17 protein-coding genes and 1 tRNA gene are annotated in these 23,782 nt (G+C 40.5%); 4 read left to right on the top strand and 14 right to left on the bottom strand.

Features of this window, described 5'->3' with window-relative positions:
- Positions 1-75 precede the first annotated feature (75 nt).
- The 6 genes from BW976_RS03675 to BW976_RS03650 form a co-directional block, all read right to left on the bottom strand.
- Positions 76-3,216, bottom strand: a complete 3,141-nt coding sequence (locus tag BW976_RS03675) for an efflux RND transporter permease subunit (RefSeq protein ID WP_076370452.1) — start codon at positions 3,214-3,216, stop codon at positions 76-78.
- Between the two features lie 96 nt (positions 3,217-3,312).
- Positions 3,313-4,416, bottom strand: coding sequence for an efflux RND transporter periplasmic adaptor subunit (locus BW976_RS03670; RefSeq protein ID WP_245834619.1), 1,104 nt, complete (start codon positions 4,414-4,416; stop codon positions 3,313-3,315).
- Positions 4,417-4,438: 22 nt separating this feature from the next.
- Positions 4,439-5,713 (bottom strand): TolC family protein, encoded by a 1,275-nt coding sequence (locus BW976_RS03665; RefSeq protein WP_076370448.1) that lies wholly within the window; start codon positions 5,711-5,713, stop codon positions 4,439-4,441.
- A 595-nt stretch (positions 5,714-6,308) separates the two neighbouring features.
- The gene (locus tag BW976_RS03660) at positions 6,309-7,094 is read right to left on the bottom strand and encodes an amidohydrolase (protein ID WP_076370446.1); all 786 of its coding nucleotides are present in this window, start codon (positions 7,092-7,094) and stop codon (positions 6,309-6,311) included.
- 115 nt (positions 7,095-7,209) lie between these two features.
- Positions 7,210-8,355 carry a methionine aminotransferase gene (locus BW976_RS03655; RefSeq protein ID WP_076370444.1) on the bottom strand — a complete coding sequence of 382 codons (1,146 nt, stop codon included), beginning with the start codon at positions 8,353-8,355 and terminating at the stop codon, positions 7,210-7,212.
- Positions 8,356-8,449: 94 nt separating this feature from the next.
- Complete coding sequence (locus tag BW976_RS03650; protein WP_076370442.1) at positions 8,450-9,427, bottom strand: YeiH family protein; 978 nt, start codon at positions 9,425-9,427, stop codon at positions 8,450-8,452.
- A gap of 241 nt (positions 9,428-9,668) precedes the next feature.
- Between BW976_RS03650 and BW976_RS03645 the strand changes: the two genes are divergently transcribed.
- On the top strand, positions 9,669-10,076 hold the full coding sequence (locus tag BW976_RS03645; protein ID WP_076370440.1) for a DUF4199 domain-containing protein: 408 nt from the start codon (positions 9,669-9,671) through the stop codon (positions 10,074-10,076).
- 4 nt (positions 10,077-10,080) lie between these two features.
- On the opposite strand, the gene BW976_RS03640 is transcribed toward BW976_RS03645, so the two are convergent.
- Positions 10,081-11,283: an NAD(P)/FAD-dependent oxidoreductase gene (locus tag BW976_RS03640; RefSeq protein ID WP_076370438.1), complete on the bottom strand. Its 1,203-nt coding sequence runs from the start codon at positions 11,281-11,283 to the stop codon at positions 10,081-10,083.
- Between the two features lie 227 nt (positions 11,284-11,510).
- On the opposite strand from BW976_RS03640, the gene BW976_RS03635 reads away from it, so the two are divergent.
- Positions 11,511-11,584, top strand: a tRNA-Pro gene (locus BW976_RS03635).
- A gap of 543 nt (positions 11,585-12,127) precedes the next feature.
- On the opposite strand, the gene BW976_RS03630 is transcribed toward BW976_RS03635, so the two are convergent.
- From BW976_RS03630 to BW976_RS03605, 6 genes are read right to left on the bottom strand one after another with little or no spacing between them, the layout of a single operon-like run.
- Positions 12,128-15,775, bottom strand: a complete 3,648-nt coding sequence (locus tag BW976_RS03630) for an ABC transporter permease/M1 family aminopeptidase (RefSeq protein ID WP_076370436.1) — start codon at positions 15,773-15,775, stop codon at positions 12,128-12,130.
- Positions 15,776-15,787: 12 nt separating this feature from the next.
- The gene (locus BW976_RS03625; protein WP_076370434.1) at positions 15,788-16,675 is read right to left on the bottom strand and encodes an ABC transporter ATP-binding protein; all 888 of its coding nucleotides are present in this window, start codon (positions 16,673-16,675) and stop codon (positions 15,788-15,790) included.
- A 22-nt stretch (positions 16,676-16,697) separates the two neighbouring features.
- Positions 16,698-17,435, bottom strand: a complete 738-nt coding sequence (locus BW976_RS03620; protein ID WP_076370432.1) for a hypothetical protein — start codon at positions 17,433-17,435, stop codon at positions 16,698-16,700.
- The gene (locus BW976_RS03615) at positions 17,432-17,818 is read right to left on the bottom strand and encodes a GntR family transcriptional regulator (RefSeq protein WP_076370430.1); all 387 of its coding nucleotides are present in this window, start codon (positions 17,816-17,818) and stop codon (positions 17,432-17,434) included. Before BW976_RS03615 ends, BW976_RS03620 begins: the two co-directional genes overlap by 4 nt.
- Before the next feature lie 13 nt (positions 17,819-17,831).
- Positions 17,832-18,620, bottom strand: a complete 789-nt coding sequence (locus BW976_RS03610; protein ID WP_076370428.1) for a hypothetical protein — start codon at positions 18,618-18,620, stop codon at positions 17,832-17,834.
- Positions 18,613-19,458, bottom strand: a complete 846-nt coding sequence (locus BW976_RS03605) for an ABC transporter ATP-binding protein (protein ID WP_076370426.1) — start codon at positions 19,456-19,458, stop codon at positions 18,613-18,615. The genes BW976_RS03610 and BW976_RS03605 overlap by 8 nt, the downstream gene beginning before the upstream one ends.
- Positions 19,459-19,643: 185 nt before the next feature.
- Between BW976_RS03605 and BW976_RS03600 the strand changes: the two genes are divergently transcribed.
- Together BW976_RS03600 and BW976_RS03595 are read left to right on the top strand one after the other, a co-directional pair.
- Complete coding sequence (locus tag BW976_RS03600) at positions 19,644-19,985, top strand: PadR family transcriptional regulator (protein WP_076370424.1); 342 nt, start codon at positions 19,644-19,646, stop codon at positions 19,983-19,985.
- 700 nt (positions 19,986-20,685) lie between these two features.
- On the top strand, positions 20,686-23,109 hold the full coding sequence (locus BW976_RS03595) for a bifunctional YncE family protein/alkaline phosphatase family protein (protein WP_076370676.1): 2,424 nt from the start codon (positions 20,686-20,688) through the stop codon (positions 23,107-23,109).
- A 323-nt stretch (positions 23,110-23,432) separates the two neighbouring features.
- Here BW976_RS03595 and BW976_RS29220 read toward each other — a convergent pair whose 3' ends face one another.
- A complete protein-coding gene (locus BW976_RS29220) occupies positions 23,433-23,573 on the bottom strand; it encodes a hypothetical protein (RefSeq protein ID WP_175614033.1) in 141 nt (46 codons plus the stop codon).
- Positions 23,574-23,782 lie beyond the last annotated feature (209 nt).

The raw sequence follows: 23,782 nt of genomic DNA, 5'->3' as shown, positions 1-23,782 counted from the left end.
AAACAGGGTAAAAATCAATCGTTTTTACCCTGTTTTTGACTAAAAAAGTGTTAAAATAGAAGGTTTAAAAAGTTTTTAAGCGTTACGTACTACTCCCATTTTTTTCAAAAGCTTACGGTTTTCGCGACGATGAATGAGGCGGTAAACGATGGCATAAATGATCGGCAATATCAATAATGTTAATATCGTCGATGTCACCAGGCCACCAATCACTACAATAGCCAGTGGTTTCTGGGTTTCGGAACCAATACCGGTTGATACAGCTGCTGGTAACAAGCCGATTGCCGCCATGAGGGCGGTCATCACTACCGGGCGAACTCTTGAAATTACACCTTCCAGTATAGCTTCGTTAAGGTGCATCCGCGCTTCGAGATTCTTCCGGAAAACGGATACCAATATCACCCCATTCTGGATACAAACGCCAAACAGGGCGATAAAACCGATACCTGCCGATATACTAAAGTTGGTGTTTGTAATATGCAATGCCAGGATACCGCCAATAAGCGCGAATGGTACGTTCATGATAACCAGTATCGCATCTTTAGCGTTGCCAAAGGTGATAAACAGTATCAGGAATATAACCAGCAGGCATACAGGTACTACGTGAGCCAAAGTATTTGAGGCACGAATCTGGTTTTCAAACTCACCGTTCCAGGTAAAGGAATAGCCCTGGTCAAGCTTAACAGCGGCATTTACTTTCTGCTGCGCTTCGGCAATGGTGCTGCCTAAATCGCGGCCACGCACCGAGAATTTAACCGCTATATAACGCATATTATTGTCGCGGTAAATAAAGGCAGGCCCGGTTTGGGTGGTGATGTTTGAGATTTCTTTGATAGCAATTTTGGAACCGTTCAAAGTAGGTACCATTAGATTTTCGATCTTATCCTGTGTATTCCTGAATGCTTTTTGATACCGTATCCGGATGTCAAATTTGCGTTCACCTTCGTAAAGAGTAGTAGCTGCTTTACCACCAATAGCCATTTCAATAACGGCATTAGCGTCGGCAGTAGATACGCCGTAAAGCGCCATTTTTCGCTGGTCAAGCTCTATTCTGAACTCCGGTTGGCCCAGGTTGCGCAGTACGCCAAGGTCTTCAACGCCTTGAACATGCTTGAGAATATCCATTACAGAATCGGCCTTATGGTCGAGCACGGTAAAATCAGGGCCGAATATTTTTACGGCCATAGAAGCAGGTACACCGGCAACGGCCTCGGCAACGTTATCAATAATAGGCTGCGAATAGTTGAAGATAATACCCGGAAACTGACTGAGCTTTTTATCAATATTGGCAATCAATTCCTCCTGGGTCAGACCGCTTTCCCATTGGTCTTTGGGTTTCAGATCCACCTGGATCTGTACGTTAAAGAAACCTTTAGGGTCGGTACCATCATTGGTACGGCCAACCTGCGAAAGTGTCTGTTTTACCTCAGGGAAGGTTGAGAGCACATCGCGCATTTTGTTGGTAACGTTTACAGAGCTTTCCAATGATGTACTCATAGGTAATTGTGCTGTTACCCACAAAGCGCCCTCGTTAAGCTGCGGTAAAAACTCAGTGCCTAAAAATTTGGCCGAAAAGAAAGTTACAGCCATGAACGATACAGCTACAATTAAGCTTAGCTTTTGATTGCGGTAGGTATAATTAAACATCCGGCGGATGCCCTTCTCAAAGAATATAACAATAGGGTTATGTTTTTCCCTAACGTTTTTGCTCAGCAATATGCTTGATAGGGCGGGTACCAGTGTAAGGGTGAATATTAACGCGCCCAACAAGGCGAAACCCAGGGTGTAAGCCAATGGCGAGAACATTTTACCTTCCACCTTTTGAAAGGCGAAAATCGGTACTAAACAGGTAAGGATAATGAGTTTGGAAAAGAATATAGCTTTACCCATTTCTGCACCCACATTTTTGAATAGTCCCAGCTTGGCAAGGCCGTTGAATTTTTGCATCCCTACTTCTTTGGCCCGATGGTCAAGGGCCACAAATATCCCTTCCACCATCACCACGGCGCCATCGATGATAATACCAAAATCAACAGCACCCATCGAGAGCAAATTGGCGCTCATACCTTTTAAGCGTAAACACATAAAGGCAAACAATAGGGCGAGCGGTATAATGATGGCTACAATAAGGGTTGTACGCCAGTCGGCCATGAACAGGAATACAATAACGGTAACCAGGATAATGCCTTCGCACAGGTTATGGATAACAGTTTCGGTACAAAAGTCCATCAGGTTGGTACGATCGTAAAAAGTATCGATCTTAACATCTTTTGGTAGCACGTTATTGTTGAGGTCGGCAACCTTATCCCGTATCCGTTTTAAAACTTCGGCTGGATTTTCGCCTTTACGCATTACTACGATACCTTCAATAACGTCGTTATGCTTGTCGCGGCCAACCTGCCCTAAACGTGGCAGACCGCTTTCTTTAATTTCGGCAACGTCTTTGGCCAGTATAGGTACATTGTTTACATTTTTAATGATGATGTTCTGGATCTCATCAATATTATTGATCAAACCAATACCGCGTACAATGTAGGCCTGGTCGTTCTTTTCAATAATATCGCCACCTACGTTGATGTTGCTGCGGTTGATAGCATTGTAAACGTCAAGTGAGGTAAGACTGTATTTCTGAAGTAATGCAGGGTTAACGCTTACTTCGTAGGTTTTTTCTTCACCACCAAAGCTGTTTACGTCGGCAACACCTGGTACCGATTTAAACTGACGATCCAGAATCCAATCCTGAATGGCGGTGAGGTCATGGATGGTTTTGGTACGGCTTTTAAGAGTATAACGGTATATCTCGCCGGTAGGGCCATAAGGTGGTTCTACTTCTGGTTTTACACCATCTGGCAGGTCGGCATTACCCAGGCGACTTAAAACCTGTTGCCGGGCAAATGCATCGTCCACGTCATCATCAAAAATGATGCGGACATAGGATAAACCAAAGGAAGAAGTGGTACGCAGGTTAGCCTTTTTTTGTACGGAGTTTAAAACGGTCTCCATAGGTATGGTGATCATTTTTTCGACCTCTTCGGCACTGCGGCCCGGCCATTGCGCTATAATGATGATCTGTGTATTGGTAACATCCGGAAACGTTTCAATAGGCGTATTGAGGTAACTCCATATACCCAGCACAACCAATACCAGCGTCATGAAAAACACGAAGTAGCGGTGCCTTAATGAAAAGTAGATTATATTTTTAATGAATTTATTCATTGTAATTTAGTATTGAGTTTTGAGTGGTCAGTTTTGTAATTTTAGGAGGGTAGGGAGCGGGGTAAATACTCACCACTGGCTACTTACCACTCACCACTATTTATCACCCATTAACGCATCATAAAATAAGAGTTGATTTTTAGAGATGATCTTATCACCGGCATTTAAGCCCGAGGAGATATAGCTTACATCATCAACCGTTTTAATTACACTTACTTCGCGTACTTTTAAATCGCTTTTGCTATTGTATACCACTACGTAATATTTGCTGTTATCAAAAATAACCGCCTTTGCAGGTACTGCTACCGATTGAGCCTTATCGTTATTAGATATCACCACATTGGTAAACATTTCCGGCTTCAGCAACATATCCGTGTTAGGTAAAACGATCTTTATTTTCATTACCTTATTGTCTGGATCGAGAACCGAGCTGATCGCATTAACCTTACCAATGAATACTTTACCCGGATAAGCTACTGTAGTGACTTTTGCAGTATAGCCTACCTTTACTTTGCTAATATCTGATTCGAACACATTGGCCCATATCCACACATCCTTCATATTGGAAATAGTGAACATGTTACCGCTATTATCGGGGCGGATAAAACTCCCGGCGGTGATACTTTTTTCAACGATAAAACCACTCTCAGGGGCTTTGATGACCAGTGAACCACTTGCAGAGGTATTACCGCCGCCATTGATGGCAATTTGCTGTTGAATTTTTGTGCTGGCTGCTGCCGCTTTATTGTAGTTTTCTTTGGCTTCTGTATAGTCGCGCTCGCTTGATATACCGTTTTTGTACAGGTATTCTGCCTGCTCCAACTGGCGTTTGGCAATGGCTAAGTCTGATCGGGTTGCTGTCAGATCGGTATAATTACCGGCAATATCCGCGCTCCGCATTACGGCTAGCGTTTGACCTTTGGTAACTTTATCACCCAGGGAAACTTTCACCTCCTGTATTTGTCCACCCGCGAAAGGGAATACTTTGATCACATTGTTATCATCATAAGACACCTCACCCGAAAGGCTGAGTTCATCTTTCATGGCAGTGGTTTTGGCCGTATCAATAGTGATCATTCGCGCCATAGAGTCGCTAACGGTAACAGGCAGGTTTTCTGCTACAGGTTGGGGCTTGCCTTTGCAGGCGGCAAGTAATAGTAAAGCGGAGATGCCGGATAACAGCGTTTCTCTTTTCATCATTATTTTATATTTATAAAAATTATCAGGATTTAATTACAGGAATACCAATAGCAAAATTAAGATCGGCAATAGACTTTTGCAGGTTATACTGCTGTTGCAAAATCTTAAGCTTAGTATCTTTATAAGTATCAAAAAAGTCAACAAACTCAATCAGGCTGATCTGTCGTTGCTGAAAACTTTTAAGCATACTGCTAAATAATTTATCGTACTGCTCATTAAATTCAACCTGCTGCGTAGTAAACAACTGTTGATTTAATTTATATTGATTTACAGCGGCTACCACCTCATTTTTAAGCTGGAACTCACTCTGTTTTAAAGTGCTTTCCTGGCTTTTAATGTTATATTTGGCCGATTTGATATTACCCTGGTTACGATTAAAAAAGGGCAGGGGCAAGCCAATCTCCAAACCATAATAGTTAGGGGCGTAGTTGCTGTTTTTATCATACGAAGCACCAATGGTAATGTCCGGAACCGCTAATGCCCGTTGATAAGCCAGGTTATGTGTGGCCGAGTTAAGCTGGTATTGGTTCGATAAGTAATCAGGCCTGCTTGCTTTTGCTTGCTCAATTAATGAAGGAACATCAAGCGTTACATTCTCTGTTGGTTTATCATTAATGATAGGATCAACAAAAGCGGTTTCTTTAGTTTGCAGCAAAGTTTTGAGTTCGGTTTGCAGATCATTGATCTGGCGGTTGTTCTCCACCATGTCATTCTGCAAGCCAAAAAGCAAGGCTTTAAGTCTGATCAGATCTTTCATGGAGGTATTACCAGCATCATATGATTTTTGAATAGCCTTCACCAGGTTAGTGGCCGAAGTGATCTCATTCTCATAAACTTTTTGCTGGGCATTAAGCGTAGCCAGCTGACTAAAATCAAGCCGGAGGTTATAGCGCAGGTTACGCATCAGATCATTAAAAGCGGCTTCCTGTACCATGGCATCATCTTTGGCCATTTGTACTTGCTTACCACGTTTGCCTGCGGTAGTAAATACCTGGTTCAGTTGCACAAATACTTGCCCCTGGCCTTTGCTGTGGTCAAAGAATTTATTGCTGCCGCTGGTATGAATGTTTTGATCGGTGCTTAATACAGGGTTGTCCCAAAGCTTAGCCTGTTGTATAAGCGCTTTTGAGGCTTCTACATTATATTTTTGGGCTAAAAGGCTTAAATTGTTTTCAAGAAATTGTTTCTCGGCATCCTGAAAGGTGATTTTGAGTGTGTCAGTTTGGGCGACTGCCCGGTTGGTACCAAAAGTAAAAAGTACAACTGATAAAAAAAGCAGGGGTTTTATCTTATACATAGTCCTAGTTCAATTCAACTTTGCAAACATTCATAATAGGTATGAATTTTACATGAAGATGGGTTAACGATATAATTAAAAAGAACGTGGCAATATAAACTGCCCATATATTATATCGGGAAAAACATAAAGTTTAAATACTGCTAAATATAAATGTTATAAAAGTATCTTAGGTAAGGTTTTCAAAATAAGTTTGGCAAAAGGTGCCTCCCAAGCCCTTCCCTGAAGCGAAGTTTTTAAGAAGCTTGCAGTTAATTCTCCCCTAAGTATAACCTCTAAACACGCAGCTAGTTTATTAAAAAGTGGGTTTACATGGTTTACACTTTTTATGGTTTACATTTATTTATGTAATTGATTATTAACTAATTATGTGAATTTTGCCACCATATAGTAGTTTTTTATGTAAACCCACTATATGATGGTAAAAGGAGTCTTGAGATGGTTGCCTTATATCTTAGGATCCTCTGCGAGAGGCCCCGAGGAGACATAGGGTATAATATCGGGTATTGAGTGTGGAATAATTATTTCGATGTTGGCAATTCAAAATTCATTATTCGATATTAATTCTCTTATTCCTGATTGGGATAAAAATGGGCTAAATTTCTATTTCAAACGTATCAGCATCCTTTAAAAAAGGTAGGGCACGGCGGGCTTTTTGAACCTCATCGGCTATAATAGAAAATGTATATACATCATCTTCATCGCGTTTATAATATACTACGTTGCCGTTGGGATCGATACAGGTTGAATCACCAGAGTGATAAACCTCGTTGCCATCATGCCCCACGCGATTTACACCAATTACATAGCTTTGATTTTCCACGGCGCGTGCCGGCAATAGGGTACGCCAGTGTAATGCCCTGCGTTCGGGCCAGTTAGCCACTACAATGAGCAGGTCGTAAGCGTTTTCGTTAATATTACGTAACCATACCGGGAAACGGAGATCGTAACAAATCACCGGGCAAATTACCCATCCGTTAAGTTTAACAAAAAGCTTTTCGTTACCTGCAGTGTAAGTGTTATGTTCTTTGCCCAATGCAAAAAGGTGCCGTTTATCATAATGTTCATAAGTACCATCAGGCCGCATCCAGATCAGGCGGTTATAAAACTTGTCACCTTCTTTTATAATAATGCTGCCGGTTACTACACAATCATATAACTGTGCCGTTTTGAGCATCCATTTCATGGTTTTATCATCCATGGGTTCTGCCAATTTCTCGGCATCCATAGTAAAACCGGTGCTGAACATCTCGGGCAATATAATAAGGTCGGTTTTTTCGCGTATACCCCCCGATAATCTTAGCGATATATTCTGTAAATTTTTATCGGTATTTTCCCAGAAAAGGTAACCCTGAAAAACAGTAATTTTAAGATTATCCATAAGCAGTATTTTAGTAGTTTATAGATGATAGACCCTTGTCAAAATAAGTTACAATTGATCCATCTTATTGCTATTAACCAAAACTATGGTTTATAAACAATATATTAACCATAAATTAAACCTTCAATAACCTATCAACGGCTTTATCTAAGGTTTCTTGCCTTTTGGCAAAACAAAATCTTAACACATGATGGTCGATCCCCTTGGTATAAAAAGCCGAAACTGGTATAGAAGCCACCCCGTTTTCCTTAGCCATACGAATGGCAAAGTCAGCGTCTTTTTCGTCGGTTATATTGCTGTAACGAACTGACTGAAAGTATGATCCAAAGCATGGAAGCAACTCAAAACGGGTTTGTTCAAGCCCTTTTCTGAAGTAGTCTCTTTTCTGCTGAAAAAACTCGCGTAAACCTAAATAGGTTTCTTCGTTTTTTAAATATTCGGCAATAGCATATTGTATGGGCGTATTTACTGCAAATACTAAAAACTGGTGAATTTTTCTGAACTCATTCATCAGGTGCTCTGGGGCCATGCAATAGCCCACTTTCCAGCCTGTAGCATGAAAAGGTTTGCCAAATGAGGCCACTATAAAACTACGTTGCTGCAGTTCGGGATACCGGGCCATGCTATGATGGGTTTCGCCATCATATATCAGGTGCTCATATACCTCATCGCTCAATATCAATATGTCCTGATTTTTAACTATCGCGCTCAACTCGTCAATATCATGCCGGTGCAGTATGGTGGATGTTGGGTTTTGCGGCGAGTTAAGAATGATCATTTTAGTTTTATGATTGATCAGTCTTTTTACCATATCCCAGGCAATACGGTAGTTTGGCGGTTCAAGCGCCAATGATTTTACAACACCTCCCATCAGTTTGATGGCTGGTGCATAGCAATCAAAGGCGGGCTCAAAAATAATCACTTCGTCATTGGGGTGTATAACGGCGCTGATGGCCGTAAATATAGCTTGTGTGCCGCCGGCAGTGATAGTGATCTCGGTATCCGGATTATAAACTGCTCCGTATAGCTTTTCTGTTTTCTCGGCAATTTTTTCTCTCAGGCCCATTACACCGGCCATCGGGGCATATTGATTATGACCATTTTTCATGGCCTTATTCACTAACTCAATAAGCTCCGGAGAGCAATCATAATCCGGAAAACCTTGCGAAAGATTTATTGCACCAACCTCGTTGGCCAGGGCCGACATGATGGTGAATATGGTTGTGCCAGTTTGGGGGAGTTTAGAAACAACGGGTATCATCGGGGCTAAAAATAAACAAAAAACGGTAACCACCTATACGTAAAAACACGTTTCTTTTGTTTATTGAAATTATTTATTCTTATATGAAAATTAATTACGCCCAATGTATCACTGCATAAAGAGCGCTGGTTGATATGGCTATCCATAATAATATACCTTGAAACAAAGGCCGGAAACCTACGGATAATAAAACTGTACGGGATAAACCGGCACCAATTAAAAATAAAGTAAGCGTTAAGCCTGTCTTGGCAATTTTTATAATATAGGGGCTGGCTATAGCTATAGCAGGTACATAAGTATTAATGATCATGGCCAAAATAAATAATCCTATAAAATAGGGCACTTTAATTTTGCGCGAATTGTTTTTAAACAGGAATGAGGATAAAAAAGCAACCGGTATGATCCATAAAGCCCTGGCCAGTTTAACCGTGGTAGCAACTTCTAAAGCATGTGCGCCATATTTACTTGCTGCGCCTACTACCGAACTGGTATCATGAATAGCTATGGCGCACCATAAACCAAATTGGTTTTGTGATAAATTTAAATGATGGCCAATAACCGGGAATATAAATAATGCTACAGAATTGAGGATAAAAACGCAGCCCAACGCTACCGATATTTGTTTTTCTTCGGCTTTAATTACCGGTGATATGGCTGCAATAGCGCTTCCGCCACAAATTGCCGTTCCTGATGAAATCAGGAAAGATGTTTTCTTTTCGATATTAAACCATTTGCCCATGAAATACCCCAAAACTAGCGTTCCGCTGATAGAAGCGATTGTAAACAAAATACCTTCTTTACCGGCATGCAGCGCACTATGTACATTCATACCAAAGCCCAGGCCTACCACCGATGCTTGCAATAGTATGTGGGTGGCCTTATGATTAAGATGTAGGTAAGGATGACCGGTGAACTGGGCTATGACAAGTCCCATGAGGAGCGCTACTGCCGGACTTACAAATGGTGTTAAGCAAAGTATGATACATGTGGCAAAAATGATGATGCGTGCATTAGAGCTTACATTGAGTAGTAATGTATTGGTGTTATTGGCAAATTGATGATTTGTATGCATGTGATGTATGTTTTAACACCACAAAAGTGAAGTTTTACCCATCGTTATTTTTATCACAAAGAACAATCTTCAATAACTTTTGGTTATAATTAAAAGTTATTGAAGCAGCAAAACAGGCTTGTTGTTTGATGAGATGGTAACGTATTTCCCTGTAAAACAATCATTACATAAAATAATTGGCTTTGATTATTTCCTTTTTTATATGTAAATTTAGTAAGATGTACTATTTAATACTGAGCTGATGAAAAATGCATTTGTTAGTGGTTTGGTTGTAGGTGTTTTTAGCGGAACCTGGCTGTTTGTAATGCACACTTTTGGTTATAGCAATTCGGGCAATCATGTTTATCCTATTGAATATTTATCTATTTTAATACCGCTGATAGGGGTTTACATGGGGGTGAAAAGTTATAAGGAAAACGAAAAGGACAATAATCTTAGTTTCTTCGAGGCACTTTTTCAAAGTTTCAGAATATTAGTCATAGGTGGTATTGTTGCTTGTCTGGCCGGGCTTGTTTACCTGAATTATATCGACCAGGGCAATAACTTCCTGGGTTTCTCCGGTCGTTTATTGGGTGGGGCATTGATAGGGGTATTCATTTGCGTAGCTGTTTCGCTTGCGCTGATGAACCGCTCGGGTAAACTAGATTAAATTATTACCTGTTAAAGCTGAAAATGTCGGCATTGGCGTTTTTCTTACCCAATACCATATCTTGTATAATTTGTGCTGCTATTACGCTAAAAGTAATCCCGTTGCCTCCAAAACCCAAAGCAAAAAATGTGTTTGGCCTTTCGGAAATTGAACCAATGTAAGGTAAGCCGTCTTTGGTTGATGCAAATGCGCCGGCCCAGCTAAAATCGGGTACTAAGGGAATATGCGGCATCTTCTTTAAAAAAGCCTGCTTTAATAACTCCGTTTTTCGGTTAATTACGGATGGATAGATGTGCGGATGATGAAACGGATCATCCCGTCCGCCTACCAAAATGCGATTTTCGCTAACCACTCTGAAATACATATATGGCGTAGCTGTTTCCCATATCAGGCTGTTTTTATGCCAAAAGAATTCATTGATTAAGGGCTCAGATACCAGGGCATAGGTTGAATTGATCTCCGCGATTTTTTTAGGGATATATTGCAAACTTTCATAACCGCAGGCTATGATTAGTTTTTTAGCCTTTACAATATGATCATTGTTGGTGTACAGTTTAATGCCCTGCTTTGAATATTCAATGTTTTTTATCCCGGTGTTATTATAAACCCGGTGACCGGCACGCTGAAAGTCTTTAAATAGAGCGTGTGTAAACAAATAGGCATCCACCTCGCCACCATCTGCAGAAAGTATAGCACCCGGTGCATCAAAATTGAATTTTTTCCGCAGATCTGATGTTTCCAGCCATTCCACTTTAAAATGATGTTTCTTCCGGAGTTTAAATTCATCCTGTAAAGCTTTGGTGTGAGTTTTAAAGCTTGCATACTGCAAACTTGGCCGGAGGTGGAAATCAAATTTTGGTTTAAATGATTCGCACAGGTCGCCAATATCATATATCGCCTGGCGGCAAAGCTCATAGCTTTTAACTGCATCCTTTTCGCCAACTAAGTTTTTCAATTGGCTTAATGGAGTATCAATCTCGTATTGTAAAAAGGCGGTGCTCGCAGCGGTACTACCCATCGCGGTATGACCTTTATCGAAAACGGCTACAGATAATCCCGAGTTTCTTAAATTAAAGGCTGTTAAAGCAGCGCTGATACCTGCACCCATAATGGCCACATCTATCTGGAGATTGTTATCTAAAGAAGGGTATGAGGTAACAATACCATTCTTCATTAGCCAATAAGGGTGCTGTTCGTAAAGGTTCATATATTTTTCAGGCAGGTTTGTTTGAACAACATGATTAGTTATTTAAAGTTTTAGCAGGCTCTGATATGTTTAAAATAACAGCGATTGTGTGCTGTAAATATTAATGTAAAACTTTTTTTAAGTTCAAAACTGTGCTAATGAATGGGTTAGCATTTAACTTGAAAATTCTTTTAAAAAAAGTTTTGCAACTTGATTTAAAATCCTACTTTTGCAAACCCAATCGGAAACGGGATGTAGCGTAGCCCGGTATCGCGCCACATTTGGGATGTGGAGGCCGCAGGTTCGAATCCTGCCATCCCGACTTTGTTTTTCGGTAGTACCGAGGTTTACTGAAAAATAATCGTCAATTTTATAAAGCCTGTTATCATTTGATAGCAGGCTTTATATTTTTATGGCCAGCAAAAAAATAAGAATTAACAAATGATGTATAGTATAGAGTAACTTGTCCAGTCACCTACTATTTCGTATTATAATAATTTCTTCAAATCATCAATAAAATAGTTCGAGAAGCGACCAGGTGGGGAAAAAGACAAAAGTTTAGTAGTATCTAATTGTCCTGTACTTTTTTATTTTTTAAATTATCCTCAATTTTACCAGAGGTGATTTAAACAAAAGTAATGGATGTGCCTTTAATTGAGTTCTCTGTCGTCTAAGAAACCTATACAGGAGATGCGGCAAACCAATGACACCATTTAATGGTGTCATTGGTTATATAGGACACTATATACCACAACGCCGTTACCGTTAGTGAGCTCGATCTTGTTGTATAGTTTATGTTAGCCGCATGTTCTATTAGTTCATCTGGATGTGACTAGCCTCGTATAAGTATAATGGACCTTCCTACTCAAAATTTTTTGTTATTATCCATTGGCGCGCGATCAACTAATTTGTTATAAGGGTCAATGCCTACACTTTCAGGTATTCCCTGTACATCAATACTAAAAGTATGTTCACCACTTGTCAGTTTATACTTTTTGAGATATAAAGGTTTACTCCCCATTTGTCCATCTTTATCCTGGCTTTCCTTGGCGAATACGCCTATGTCGATATAATCATTCATCGTCGCCGGAATATCGTCTCCTTTCGTATTGATATAAATTTTACCGGTACTGACTTTGAAAGTTACCCTATACTTGTTGTGCCCAAGTGGAACAGATTTGGCCTCTATTACCCTGTTATTATAAAAAGTAATTTTTTCCCAGGTATCGGTTAAATAATATTGTAGGGAATCCGGAGTATATTTTTTCAGATAGCGGTACAGATCATTACTGCCTGCGTATGGTGGTTGTTTTTTAAAAGCATATTCATTCTTAAAGTCCCGCAGCGCAGCATTGATATGTTCATCACCTATTAGATCTCTCAGGCCATACAAAACAACACCGGCTTTGTCCCATTCATACCAGGCATCAGTCCTGATCAACGGCTTTTCCCCAAATACACCTCGGCTATGCCAAAATAGATAGCCCCACAGTTGTTCACGCAGGATCCCGCGCATATTTTCCTTGCCATACTTGTTCTCTATCATTACAAAAGCATCATATTGAGGCAAACCATCCGAAATGATATGCGAACCAACTGTATTATTAGGACAAACCTGGAACATCCACCACTGTTGAGCCAGTGCCTGTACACTTTCATAATAGCAGTAATCATAAAGTACGTTCTGGTTATTCCGGCTTTTAAAATCCGCGTTCCAACCGCCATTTTCATTATACGTAATTAAAGACGTTGATGAGGTTGAACCACGGCTGTAAACACTGCTTTCAACAAGCCGTATATCATGGAAAGGGTATATTCCATAAGCACCTGAATAATAGGTTAAGCCGGCTTTTAAGGCATCAGCATAACGGCTAACGTTAGCCTTGTGGTCCGGATGATAAAAAACATCCACATTGATGTGATGATGGGGATCTATAACAGCCAAATGATGAGATACAGCATACCTGGCTGAAAGGATACCAAATGGCGGATACATGCCAGGCTTGTTTTGAACATACTGGAAGTAGTTTCGTCCGTTCTGTTTCCACTGTTTTTCCAGATAGCCGTTGGTGATCGCGGTTTGATCACCAGAGGTACTAACCGTGATATCCAGCGAATAAAAGCTCGCGGCTTTGCCCATACTAAGGGTTTGGATGCCTTCAGGATCATTTTGCGCTATCTCTTCCTCTTTTTTTGGTGCCAGACCACTTCGTTTACGTTCATAAGGGCTATGTAACTCATCGTCCTCATCATAACCTAAACCCGGGATACCACCCCTGAAAAAAGTTCCATTATGTATGATATCTCCGCTGAAAAGACTATTGGTAAAGCCCTTGTGAAATACTGCTGATCGCAATTCCACGATCATAGAATCGCCAGGGGCGAGCACTTTAGCAAAATGATATAGCCTAAAATCGGCAGTATCCTTTTCTGCTCTGAACCAATTGAATTTGCCACGAGCGTATAGTAATGGCGTTGTGTAAGGTATGGCCTTGCCATTAGTTTTTAAACTATAACTACTCATTCTATCGCCATCCAGAAGGAGCTGACTAATAGTTTTGTCAGATTGATTAACTAACGTAAAATACCCGTGTGTTCGGGCCTGTTGCTTTTCCGGATACAGGTCTACCCATAATTTGATAGCGGTTACTTTAGGTAGGGGCAGGTTGGCATATGGTTTTAGTTTTTGCTCATAAGCTACCGCCCGCTGATCGCTTTCTGATCGTGTCAGGTAATTATTCAGATAATTTACATTGTAGTAAAGAAAAGAACCTGTGCCTAAGAAACCAAATAATACGATAGTGGTGATTAATTTAGTTTTACGGTCAAAGCGTTCAGGAATGAGTTGGAGCCTTTCTTTAAGTGTAGAGGATAAACCTCTGTAATAAAATAATGAAGCGATAATGATCAGTATTCCGGCAGCTAATAACCAGTAAAAATTAAACCAAAATACCGGCCAAGCCATATGTCCGATACCGTCCATGTCCGAGACTGTATAATCCGGAGTATAGGAGTATAGCAAGATATTGTAATTGAAAATACTGGTAATGTGCAGAAAGAAAAGGGCTATCCAAATAACAATGCCAATACCGTGGGCCGCAAACTTATTGTTGAATATTACGTGAATAACGTAAGCAAATACAACCATCTCCAGAAAACGAGGTAAGATAAGCGTGAAGACCACTATCAGGTATACCGAAAAAGCGAACTCGTGATAACCCCTGATGATCTGAATAAAAATCCCCATAACCAACGGAACCAAGGACAAACATAGGCCCATGATGAGCAGGCTGATCAATCGCGAGCCATTTAATACCCAATTGGGAGCGGGTAGGGAATCGTTAATGTAGGCATACCGCGTGATCCGGTCACGATGCACGGTTTCGCCGGTATAAAAAATAATAATAAAGAAAATGAAAAACAGGAACACTTCATAAAAGATCTTTAACAGCGCAACCGTTCTGGGGAAATTGGGGATACCATAAAAACTATCCCCCAGGTAAAAAACAAAGCCCAAAAAGCTGAGCCCGCAACCAATAATGATCCAGAAGTAGTTATCCCTAACAATGTTTACCAATTCGGTTTTAACCAGCGTAACCAGGGTTTGCCTGTTGTAGGAATCTGCAAAACTGGTAACAACTTGTGGGCGCTGCGCATTCCGGTTGATATTTTCGTCACTATTAATTATACGTTTGTCCCTTTTACCACTAAAAAAATCTTCAAAATTGAACTTTAAATAGGTAATGATTAAAACAAGCAGCCCCAATGCTGGCCATAAGATACGGTTGATGAGCAGGGAACCTTCAAAAGAGATCATGGTTACGTTTCGAACCTGGTCATTAGCTGCCAAAAGCTGTGAACGAATCCCGCTAAAAGCAAATGGATCGGCCAGATTAGTAATAAACTCATTGCTTAAATGCATTAAAGAAAAGGAGGCTATCATATATCCCAGAAACATCACAATGCCGCTGCTATAGATCACCTTGATATTACGAGTGAGTGCTACAAGTCCATAAAATATAGAAGAGGTGAAAACGAGGTTAGGAATGGCAATTAATAAGAAAGGTTTTACGTAATACTCCAGATGATTGGGGCCATACCTGGCAGCCTCGCGCCAGCCCATTAAAGGCCCTAACTTGCTCCCGGCAAAAACGCCAAGCATGATGCCACTGCCGATAATAAATACAAATAATATCGAACTGCAATACCTGCCCCAGAAATAACCCGCTTTGGTTATAGGGTAGGTGAGGTAATAATCCTTGGTGTTATATTCGATGTCTTTATACAGGGGCATACCCATGATGGCAGAAGTAACAAGCATCATGATCGTACTGATCCAGGCCATGGACATCGCGATTAACATGGGGCTGTTAATGTGCTCTTTTTCGCCAACCGGTAATGATCCTGTAGAAAAGGTAAAAGTCACAAAAACAAACACGGCGGCGAAGTATAGATACACTGCAGGCCGTCTGAGGCGGTTTTGCACCTCAAAAATGAATATTTTCCAGAACATGATGGGGTGGTTTTAAATAGTATTTACATCAATGCGGGTAGCGATGTTACTGAAATAAACATCTTCCAGATTGGGTATTGCCAATTCAAAATCTTTTCCGGGATGGGTATCCTGAATGATCCGGATATGTAATTTACCGGTTTTGAGCTGGGTGGAAATAACGGTGAAATCGTCCTGATAAAACCCCAGTTCCTGTTTATTGATGGCCTTGTTGAATATTTTACCATCCAGTTCATTAACAGCTATATCCGGTTGGCCAGCGTATAAAACTTCACCCTGGCAAATAATGGCAAAGTTGGAGCATAAAGTACTGACATCCTCTACGATATGGGTAGACAGGATCACGATTGTATTATCGCCTAGCTGGCTAAGCAGATTATAAAACCGGTTGCGCTCAGCCGGATCAAGACCCGCGGTAGGCTCATCCACGATGATCAGTTTAGGATTACCGATCAACGCCTGCGCAATACCAAACCGCTGTTTCATACCGCCGGAGTAAGTACCGAGGTTTTTCTTTTTGTCTTTGGTCAGATTCACATTATCCAACAGGGCAGCGACTAGTTCTTTTCGCTCATTCCTGTTGCCTACACCCTTGAGCTGCGCAATATGATCGAGCATACGCTCGGCCGAAATCTTTGGGTAAACACCAAATTCCTGGGGGAGGTAACCTAATAATTGCCTTACCTCTGTTTTATGTTTAAGTACATCAAGGTCGTCCAGGAAAACACTGCCTGTGTCAGCTTCCTGTAACGTGGCAATAGTGCGCATCAATGATGATTTACCGGCCCCGTTTGGGCCTAATAAACCAAACATGCCATTGCCAAGGGTTAGGGAAACATCTTTTAAGGCATTCACCCCGTTGGAGTATGTTTTGGAAAGTGAGTTAATGACTAAGTTCATAATTATAAGGTTTAGTTATTTGTTATTCTTTAATAAAAGCGTGTTTCGCTGCACCGCTCATGATGAGCTCCGCGCTATCAGAAAGCTGGTATTTCAGATGCGTGATCAGTGCATCTTTTAATACCAGCTTACTTTTATTCATTACCTGAAGGTTTACATTTTCAAAGCGATTACTTTTTAAAATGGCTATCCTGGAAACACTTGATGGGCTTTGCCCCACAGTGGCATTTAATGAACGGATAGAATTATCCGCAAGCACGACATTAGTACCATAATCCTGCCTGATGGCTAAACTATCTTGCTTAAAACCGGATATCAAAACCTGTCGTCCGTTCCATCCCTCGTTAACTACTGTGTCAATTACCTTTAGGTTTTTGTTGATTATATAGGCATTAGTAATAACCTCTTTGATACGCGGACAGGATATAAGTATTAGATAGGGATTGCGGTTGTTATAACGTGCCTCCGAAAGGTTTACATCAATTTGCAGGTGATTGCCTATTTGTTTCACCTTGACATAATCAAGCGCGTTTGGTTCAATCAACACACGGTATGGCCCCTGAATAAATTTAACATTGGCTATGTGTGCCGCATTGATATCAAACGTGTCAAAATTTTCAAGTTTGAGTTCCTTATAATAGGCATAGCTGTTTTTATACCTGCCGGTAAGAAATTCCTTCTTTAATAAATGATCGTATCCCAGCATAGACAGCACTAAGAAAAGCAGGGTAGCGATAAAAATTTTGGTACTTGTCTTCATTTGTTTTTGGCTGTTTGATCGATGTTTCTGATGTAACTATTATACATTTCCTGCAAGTCTTTAATATCAATGTCCAACAGGTAGAGGTTCCTGAAAAATTCGGGTAATTGTTGCTGAATAAAACGCTCTTTGCGGTAAGCTTTGATCTTTTCGGGCCCGTCGGTCGCTACAAATAAACCAAGACCCCGTCTGTTAACTATTACTTCCTGGCTTTGTAAAAATTCGTATGACCGTATAACCGTATTTGGATTCACCTCCAGATCCACGGCAAGATCCCGCGTCGACGGTATCTTTTCTTCCGGCAACCACTTACCCAATAGTATATTTTCGCTCACATATGCCGCTATCTGCAGGTATATGGCATCTTTGTCTTTAAATTCCATAATTGACGATTTATCAGACTTGCTTTTCTTTTAGCCTGAAATAAGCGGCTGTCCAGAGCATCAAAGCGAGAATAAGGAATACCAATTGCCCGACCCAAACAAAACTGATGACATTTAAAAAAACTGGTTGACCTTTTTCCAGGAAGCCCAGGAAGGTAAAGGGCACCGCCTGAATAATATCACGATGTATTAGCCAACCCGTATAGATATTATTCACAATAATTAAAACTGCTATGCCTAAAAAAAATATAAGCGCCGTTTTTACAAAATGTAGTTTCTTAAAACATATGGCGCCATAAAAAGCAATGGAATGAAATAAAGCATACAGGCTAACTACCACAAAGAAAACACTTCCGTTAAAGCCATTGATATTGTGAAATAAATTAAAAACTTCTTCCTGTGGACCTGGGAAATGCCTGATATTTAGTAAAAACAGCACAACCAAGTAAAAGCAGGCAATAACCACTGCCAAAAATATGACGAAGGAGTAAATCCAGGCTACCAGGAATTTTTCAAAATGTGTTGCCGGTAATGTAAGTACGCTAATGGCTTTTTTAGGCTCACCCAACGGGCTAAATATCATACTCGTAAAAACCGATCCCGAAAAGAAAACTACCCAGGATAAAAATATCATTTGAATGGTTGGTTCCATGTGTACATTCATCATATATACCATGAAAGTACCTCCGAGGATTAATATCCCCATCAATACTCCCAGGGACAGAAGATAGCTTTTGTACTGTTCGGCTGTGAATTTCATAAATAGCCTGCTAAAGCGTTCTGGTTTAAATATGTTATTCATGGGCTGATGCTTTTAAAGTTTGTAAAACGGATTGGTTACCGATGATAATCGCGTTAAAAAGGAGTTCCAGATCAACTTTACTATATTCACCGCTTTCATTTTTCAGGATGACATTTTTGCCGCGTGGGCCAGTTTCTTCGTATAACACCGGCAACCCTTGGGTATCGTGATAACTTTCAAAAAGTATTTTTTCCTGCACTTCGTCTATGGATTGATTAATAATGATCTCTCCGTTATGTAATATCAACAGTGTATCAATTAAGCTGTCGAGGTCACGTACCTGGTGAGTGGAAATAACAATGCAGCGATCTTCGGTCAATACTGATGCAATAAGCTTTCTGAATTGCACTTTAGATGGGATATCCAGTCCGTTTGTCGGTTCATCCATAATTAACAGCCCGGTATTGGCAGCAAGTCCAAAGGCTATCATCGCCTTCTTTTGCTGGCCAAAAGATTGTTTATCCATTATCGCATCAATGTCTACATCTAAAATGCTCAGATACCGGTAAAAATCTGCTTTGTTGAAGCGCGGATAAAAATAAGCGGTATTAGCAACGAATTGAGCAGGGGTGAGGTTAGGTACAAACAGCTCCTCTGCTAAAAAGTATATATCTTCTAAAACCGCTACCGGTCTTCCGGATACATTGATACCTTTAAAATAACATTTTCCATGTTGCGGATAGGCGAGACCTGCCATGTTTTTTAACAAGGTTGATTTACCAGCCCCGTTTTTTCCCAACAGACCGTAGATGTGTCCTTTAGTTAAATTTAAATGAAGCCCTTTAAATAAAGGCTTGTTTTTTTGATATCCGAACTGCAGATCTTTTATCTGAATCATAATATGTGATATAGTTAGATAGTGCACTACAAATATATATCACAAAGTTTGATATTTGCAAGAGATAAAAATTAAAATTTATGAGGGCCTGATTTGGAAGAACAAAGCGTGCTGAAATGATATTACGGAGTAATTATTTTATATACATTGCAGTTCTATGTATATTTAAATAAAATAAATTATAAATGATAGCGATTTCTAAAGACCTGATCGCGGCTTCTTCCATACCCATTATTTTATCGACGCTTATTCAGGGAGAGAGTTATGGATATGAAATTATTAAAAAGATAAAAGAGGTCACAAATGAAAGGTTATTGTATTCAGACGGGACTTTATATCCTGTACTTAGGAAATTGGAGGATAAAGAACTGATCATTTCAGAATGGCGTATAGCCGATAACGATAAGCGCAGGCGTTATTACCAGATCACTGCAAAAGGCCTGGAATATTTGAAAGCAGAGCGCCTGTCCTGGCAATTTATGAATGAATTACTAAATACCTTATGGACACCACTTTCTCTTACCTAAACCAACAAATAACGGGTTGGAAACATCGCCTAAGTCAAGCATCTATAAGTAATGAAGACCAGGAAGAGCTTAAAGGGCATTTGGACGACGTTATTTATGAATTAACGTAAACTATGCTTAGCGTTACTTTTCCGCTATTTTTATTATACGAAATCAGTATTATAGTTTCAAGCCGGGTAGAAAAGAGAAGAGATCTTTTGAGATAATTTTAATATTTTTACGCTTAGAGTGTTAGCCTTGGCAGTAGGTATCGATTACAAGCATCGTTTTGATGGTTTTGAGTTGGGATGCAAATATAGCACTCTAATAATTGATTGACAGTATTTATATACGTTCGTGCTTCTTTGTGTATACTCCTGTATTCGAACGATGGATACGGAAGTTAATTGAAAAGTATATATTGTTTGTTATGATCGCATTTTTGCCCTTAATTAAATCGATGGCCACATTGTGCAACAACATTGTTATCATTTGTTGGCGATTGATTAACAAGCCGGTAATATACTTAGCATCGTATTTAAACTAGTTTTGTTTGTCAGTAAATGATAGAGAGTAAAAATAATTTTCAGGTCTTTTACTTAAGTTAATAAACATTTAGCCCGTATTCACATGTTATTGTGCAGCTATTGTGAAATTTAATTTACCCATGTAATCTATATTCGTCATGATATTAACTAGCAAGCTCGGCTCAATAAAAAAAATGCTAACAGTGGCTTTATGGCTCGTATGGAGTTTTTATGTCCAAGCACAGGTACCTGGAAAAATAGCACAAACGAACCAGGTATTGTTACCTAACGGATGGAAGCTCAGTCCGGCAGGGCGTGGTTTACCCCTGGGTGACCTGCCTTTAAATATCCAGTTATCTGCATCGGGTAAATATTTAGCGGTTACCAATAATGGGCAAAGCACCCAATCACTTCAGCTTATCGATCCCAAAAGTGAAAAACTGCTCGATGAAAAAGTACTGAGTAAATCATGGTATGGCCTTGCTTTTAACAGCGACGAAAAAAAAATTTACGCATCTGGTGGTAATGATAACTGGATACTGGCGTTCTCCATTCAGAACAATAAGTTTGGTGAGGCAGATACCATAAAATTAGGTGCCCCTTGGCCTAAAAATAAAATTTGCCCAACGGGCATAGCGGTAAATAAACGTAATACTACCTTATACACCGTTACCAAGGAGGATAGCTCCCTCTACATAATTGACCCCGGCAGGCGTAAAGTTTTAAAACAGGTTAAGTTAACTGCCGAAGCCTATAGCTGCATCTTGTCGCCCGATGAAAAAACTTTATATATATCTATATGGGGCGGCAGTGAGGTAGCCTGCTATAACACGACCACCGGGGCGTTGAGTATCCTACCTACTGGCAATCACCCTAATGAATTGTTGTTGAACAAAAAGGGGAACCTTTTATTTGTTGCCAATGCCAATGATAACTCTGTTTCGGTAATTAATACGGTAACCCGTAAAACTATCGAACTGATATCAGCTACGCTTTACCCAACGAAACTAACTGGTTCAACTACCAACGGACTGGCCTTATCGGCCAATGAAAAAACGCTCTATATAGCCAACGCCGACAATAACTGCCTGGCGGTATTTGATGTCACCAAACCGGGCAACAGCCTTAGCCAGGGTTTTATACCCGTTGGTTGGTATCCAACCAACGTTAAAATACTAGGCAGTAAAATTCTGGTGGCCAATGGTAAGGGTTTTACCTCAATGGCTAATCCTAAAGGGCCACGGCCGGTTAAAAGAACCGATAATAGCGGCTATAAGCTGGGTGCTACCAATACTAAGGAACAATATATCGGTGGCTTATTTAAAGGCACATTGTCGTTTATTGATGCTCCGCACCCCGAGCAGCTTAAGGCCTACACCAGGCAGGTTTATGCCAATACTCCATTTAATGAACAAGTGACCGCACAGGCCCCCGGCGAGGAGGGTAACCCTATACCGCGCAAAAAAGGCGAGAAATCGCCTATAAAACATGTGTTTTACATTATCAAGGAAAACCGCACCTATGATCAGGTGTTGGGTGACATGCCTCAGGGTAATGGCGATACTTCTCTGTGTATTTTTGGTAAACAGGTTACTCCAAACCATCATGCTATAGCTAATGAGTTTGTTTTGCTTGATAATTTTTACGTAGATGCCGAAGTAAGTGCCGATGGGCATAACTGGAGCATGGCCGCCTATGCAACAGATTTTATTGAAAAAACCTGGCCAACTAGTTATGGAGGCCGCGGCGGTAATTATGATTCCGAGGGCACCCGTAAAATCGGTGATCCGCGCGATGGCTACATATGGGATTATTGCAAACGAGCGGGCATAAGCTACCGCACCTACGGCGAATTTGTTGATGACGGAAAACCGAATATCAAATCGTTACAGGGACATTACTGTGTCAAATCACCGGGGTTTGATCTTGCTGTGCAGGATATAAAACGCGAAGAGATATGGGCTCATGACTTCGATTCACTGCTTACCATCAATGAGGTACCGAAGTTTAATACCATCCGTATATCAAATGATCATACCAGCGGGCAGAAAAGAGGAGCGATTTCGCCGATCGCGGCTGTTGCCGATAACGACCTGGCTATAGGCCGCTTTATCGAACACCTGTCTAAAAGTTCCATCTGGAAGGAATCTGTGGTATTTATCCTGGAGGATGATGCTCAGAATGGTTCTGATCATATTGATGCTCACCGATCTCCGGTATTTGTTGCCGGTCCTTATGTTAGGCGTAATGCGATTATTCATAATATGTATTCAACATCAGGTGTGCTACGTACTATTGAGCTTATATTAGGCCTACCGCCTATGAGCCAGTATGATGCAGCTGCAATGCCCCTGTATGAGTGCTTTATGAGTAAGCCGGATACTTCGCCATATGTTGCGAAGGCCGCGCAGGTTGATATTGAACAACGTAACGTTGCCGTGAATGAAAGTAGCAAACGTTCACAGCTATTCAATTTCGCCAAAGAGGATGCCGTACCCGACCTCGATTTGAATGAAGTGATCTGGAAATCAGTAAAAGGAGAGGGATCGGTAATGCCGGCACCCAAGCGCAGTGCCTTTGTTATCCTCGAAAAGAAAAAGAAAGATGATGATGATTAGGTCTAGGCCATTTAATCAATCATGACATATTTTTCATAAACACATCAAGCTAACCATTACCTGTTTTTGCATACGGTAATGGATTATTGATAAATATCGTCAGCCCCGGCAATTGTTCCTGCACATTTCGCGCTAAAGCTTCCCGCTCAGAGCTTTTAATCAGGCAGCACCTGCAAGTGCGTCCTAATGGGCTCGAACGAATAAAAAAAATGAACAGCAATTATTGAATTAGCAATTTACGAAATAGTAATTTTTCCTCTAAAATCTATGTCTTAGATGAATATTCAATGAAATGATTCAAGAATCCTTAGGCTTTAGTATTATCAAGCCGAATCAGAAATATTAAGCACGATACTAACTGCTACTATAAACAAAGTGCCGCCAACTTCCTTTACCAGATAGTTCAATGGCTGCTTATTTGTAAGGTCTGCTGCCAGTGGCAGTAAACCCACGTAATTTTTCATTAACGCTGTTGTAAGTGGGGTGTTGATGCTTCTGAATGATGGCCAACTCGTTGGTGCTAACGAATCCCGACAATAGGATATTTTTCGAATCATTTTAATCGAAATTTTTTAATAAACGATTTAAACATGGTGACTTAAAACTATTCGAGTTTTATTAGAGGACACCTAGCCTGGTTTATGATATGCCTGAATATAAATTGCGCCTGAAT

This window comes from Mucilaginibacter lappiensis (assembly GCF_900155965.1).
Lineage (GTDB): Bacteria > Bacteroidota > Bacteroidia > Sphingobacteriales > Sphingobacteriaceae > Mucilaginibacter > Mucilaginibacter lappiensis.
The sequence above is the reverse complement of the archived record's forward strand: the minus strand, read 5'-3'. Positions and strand labels throughout refer to the sequence as shown.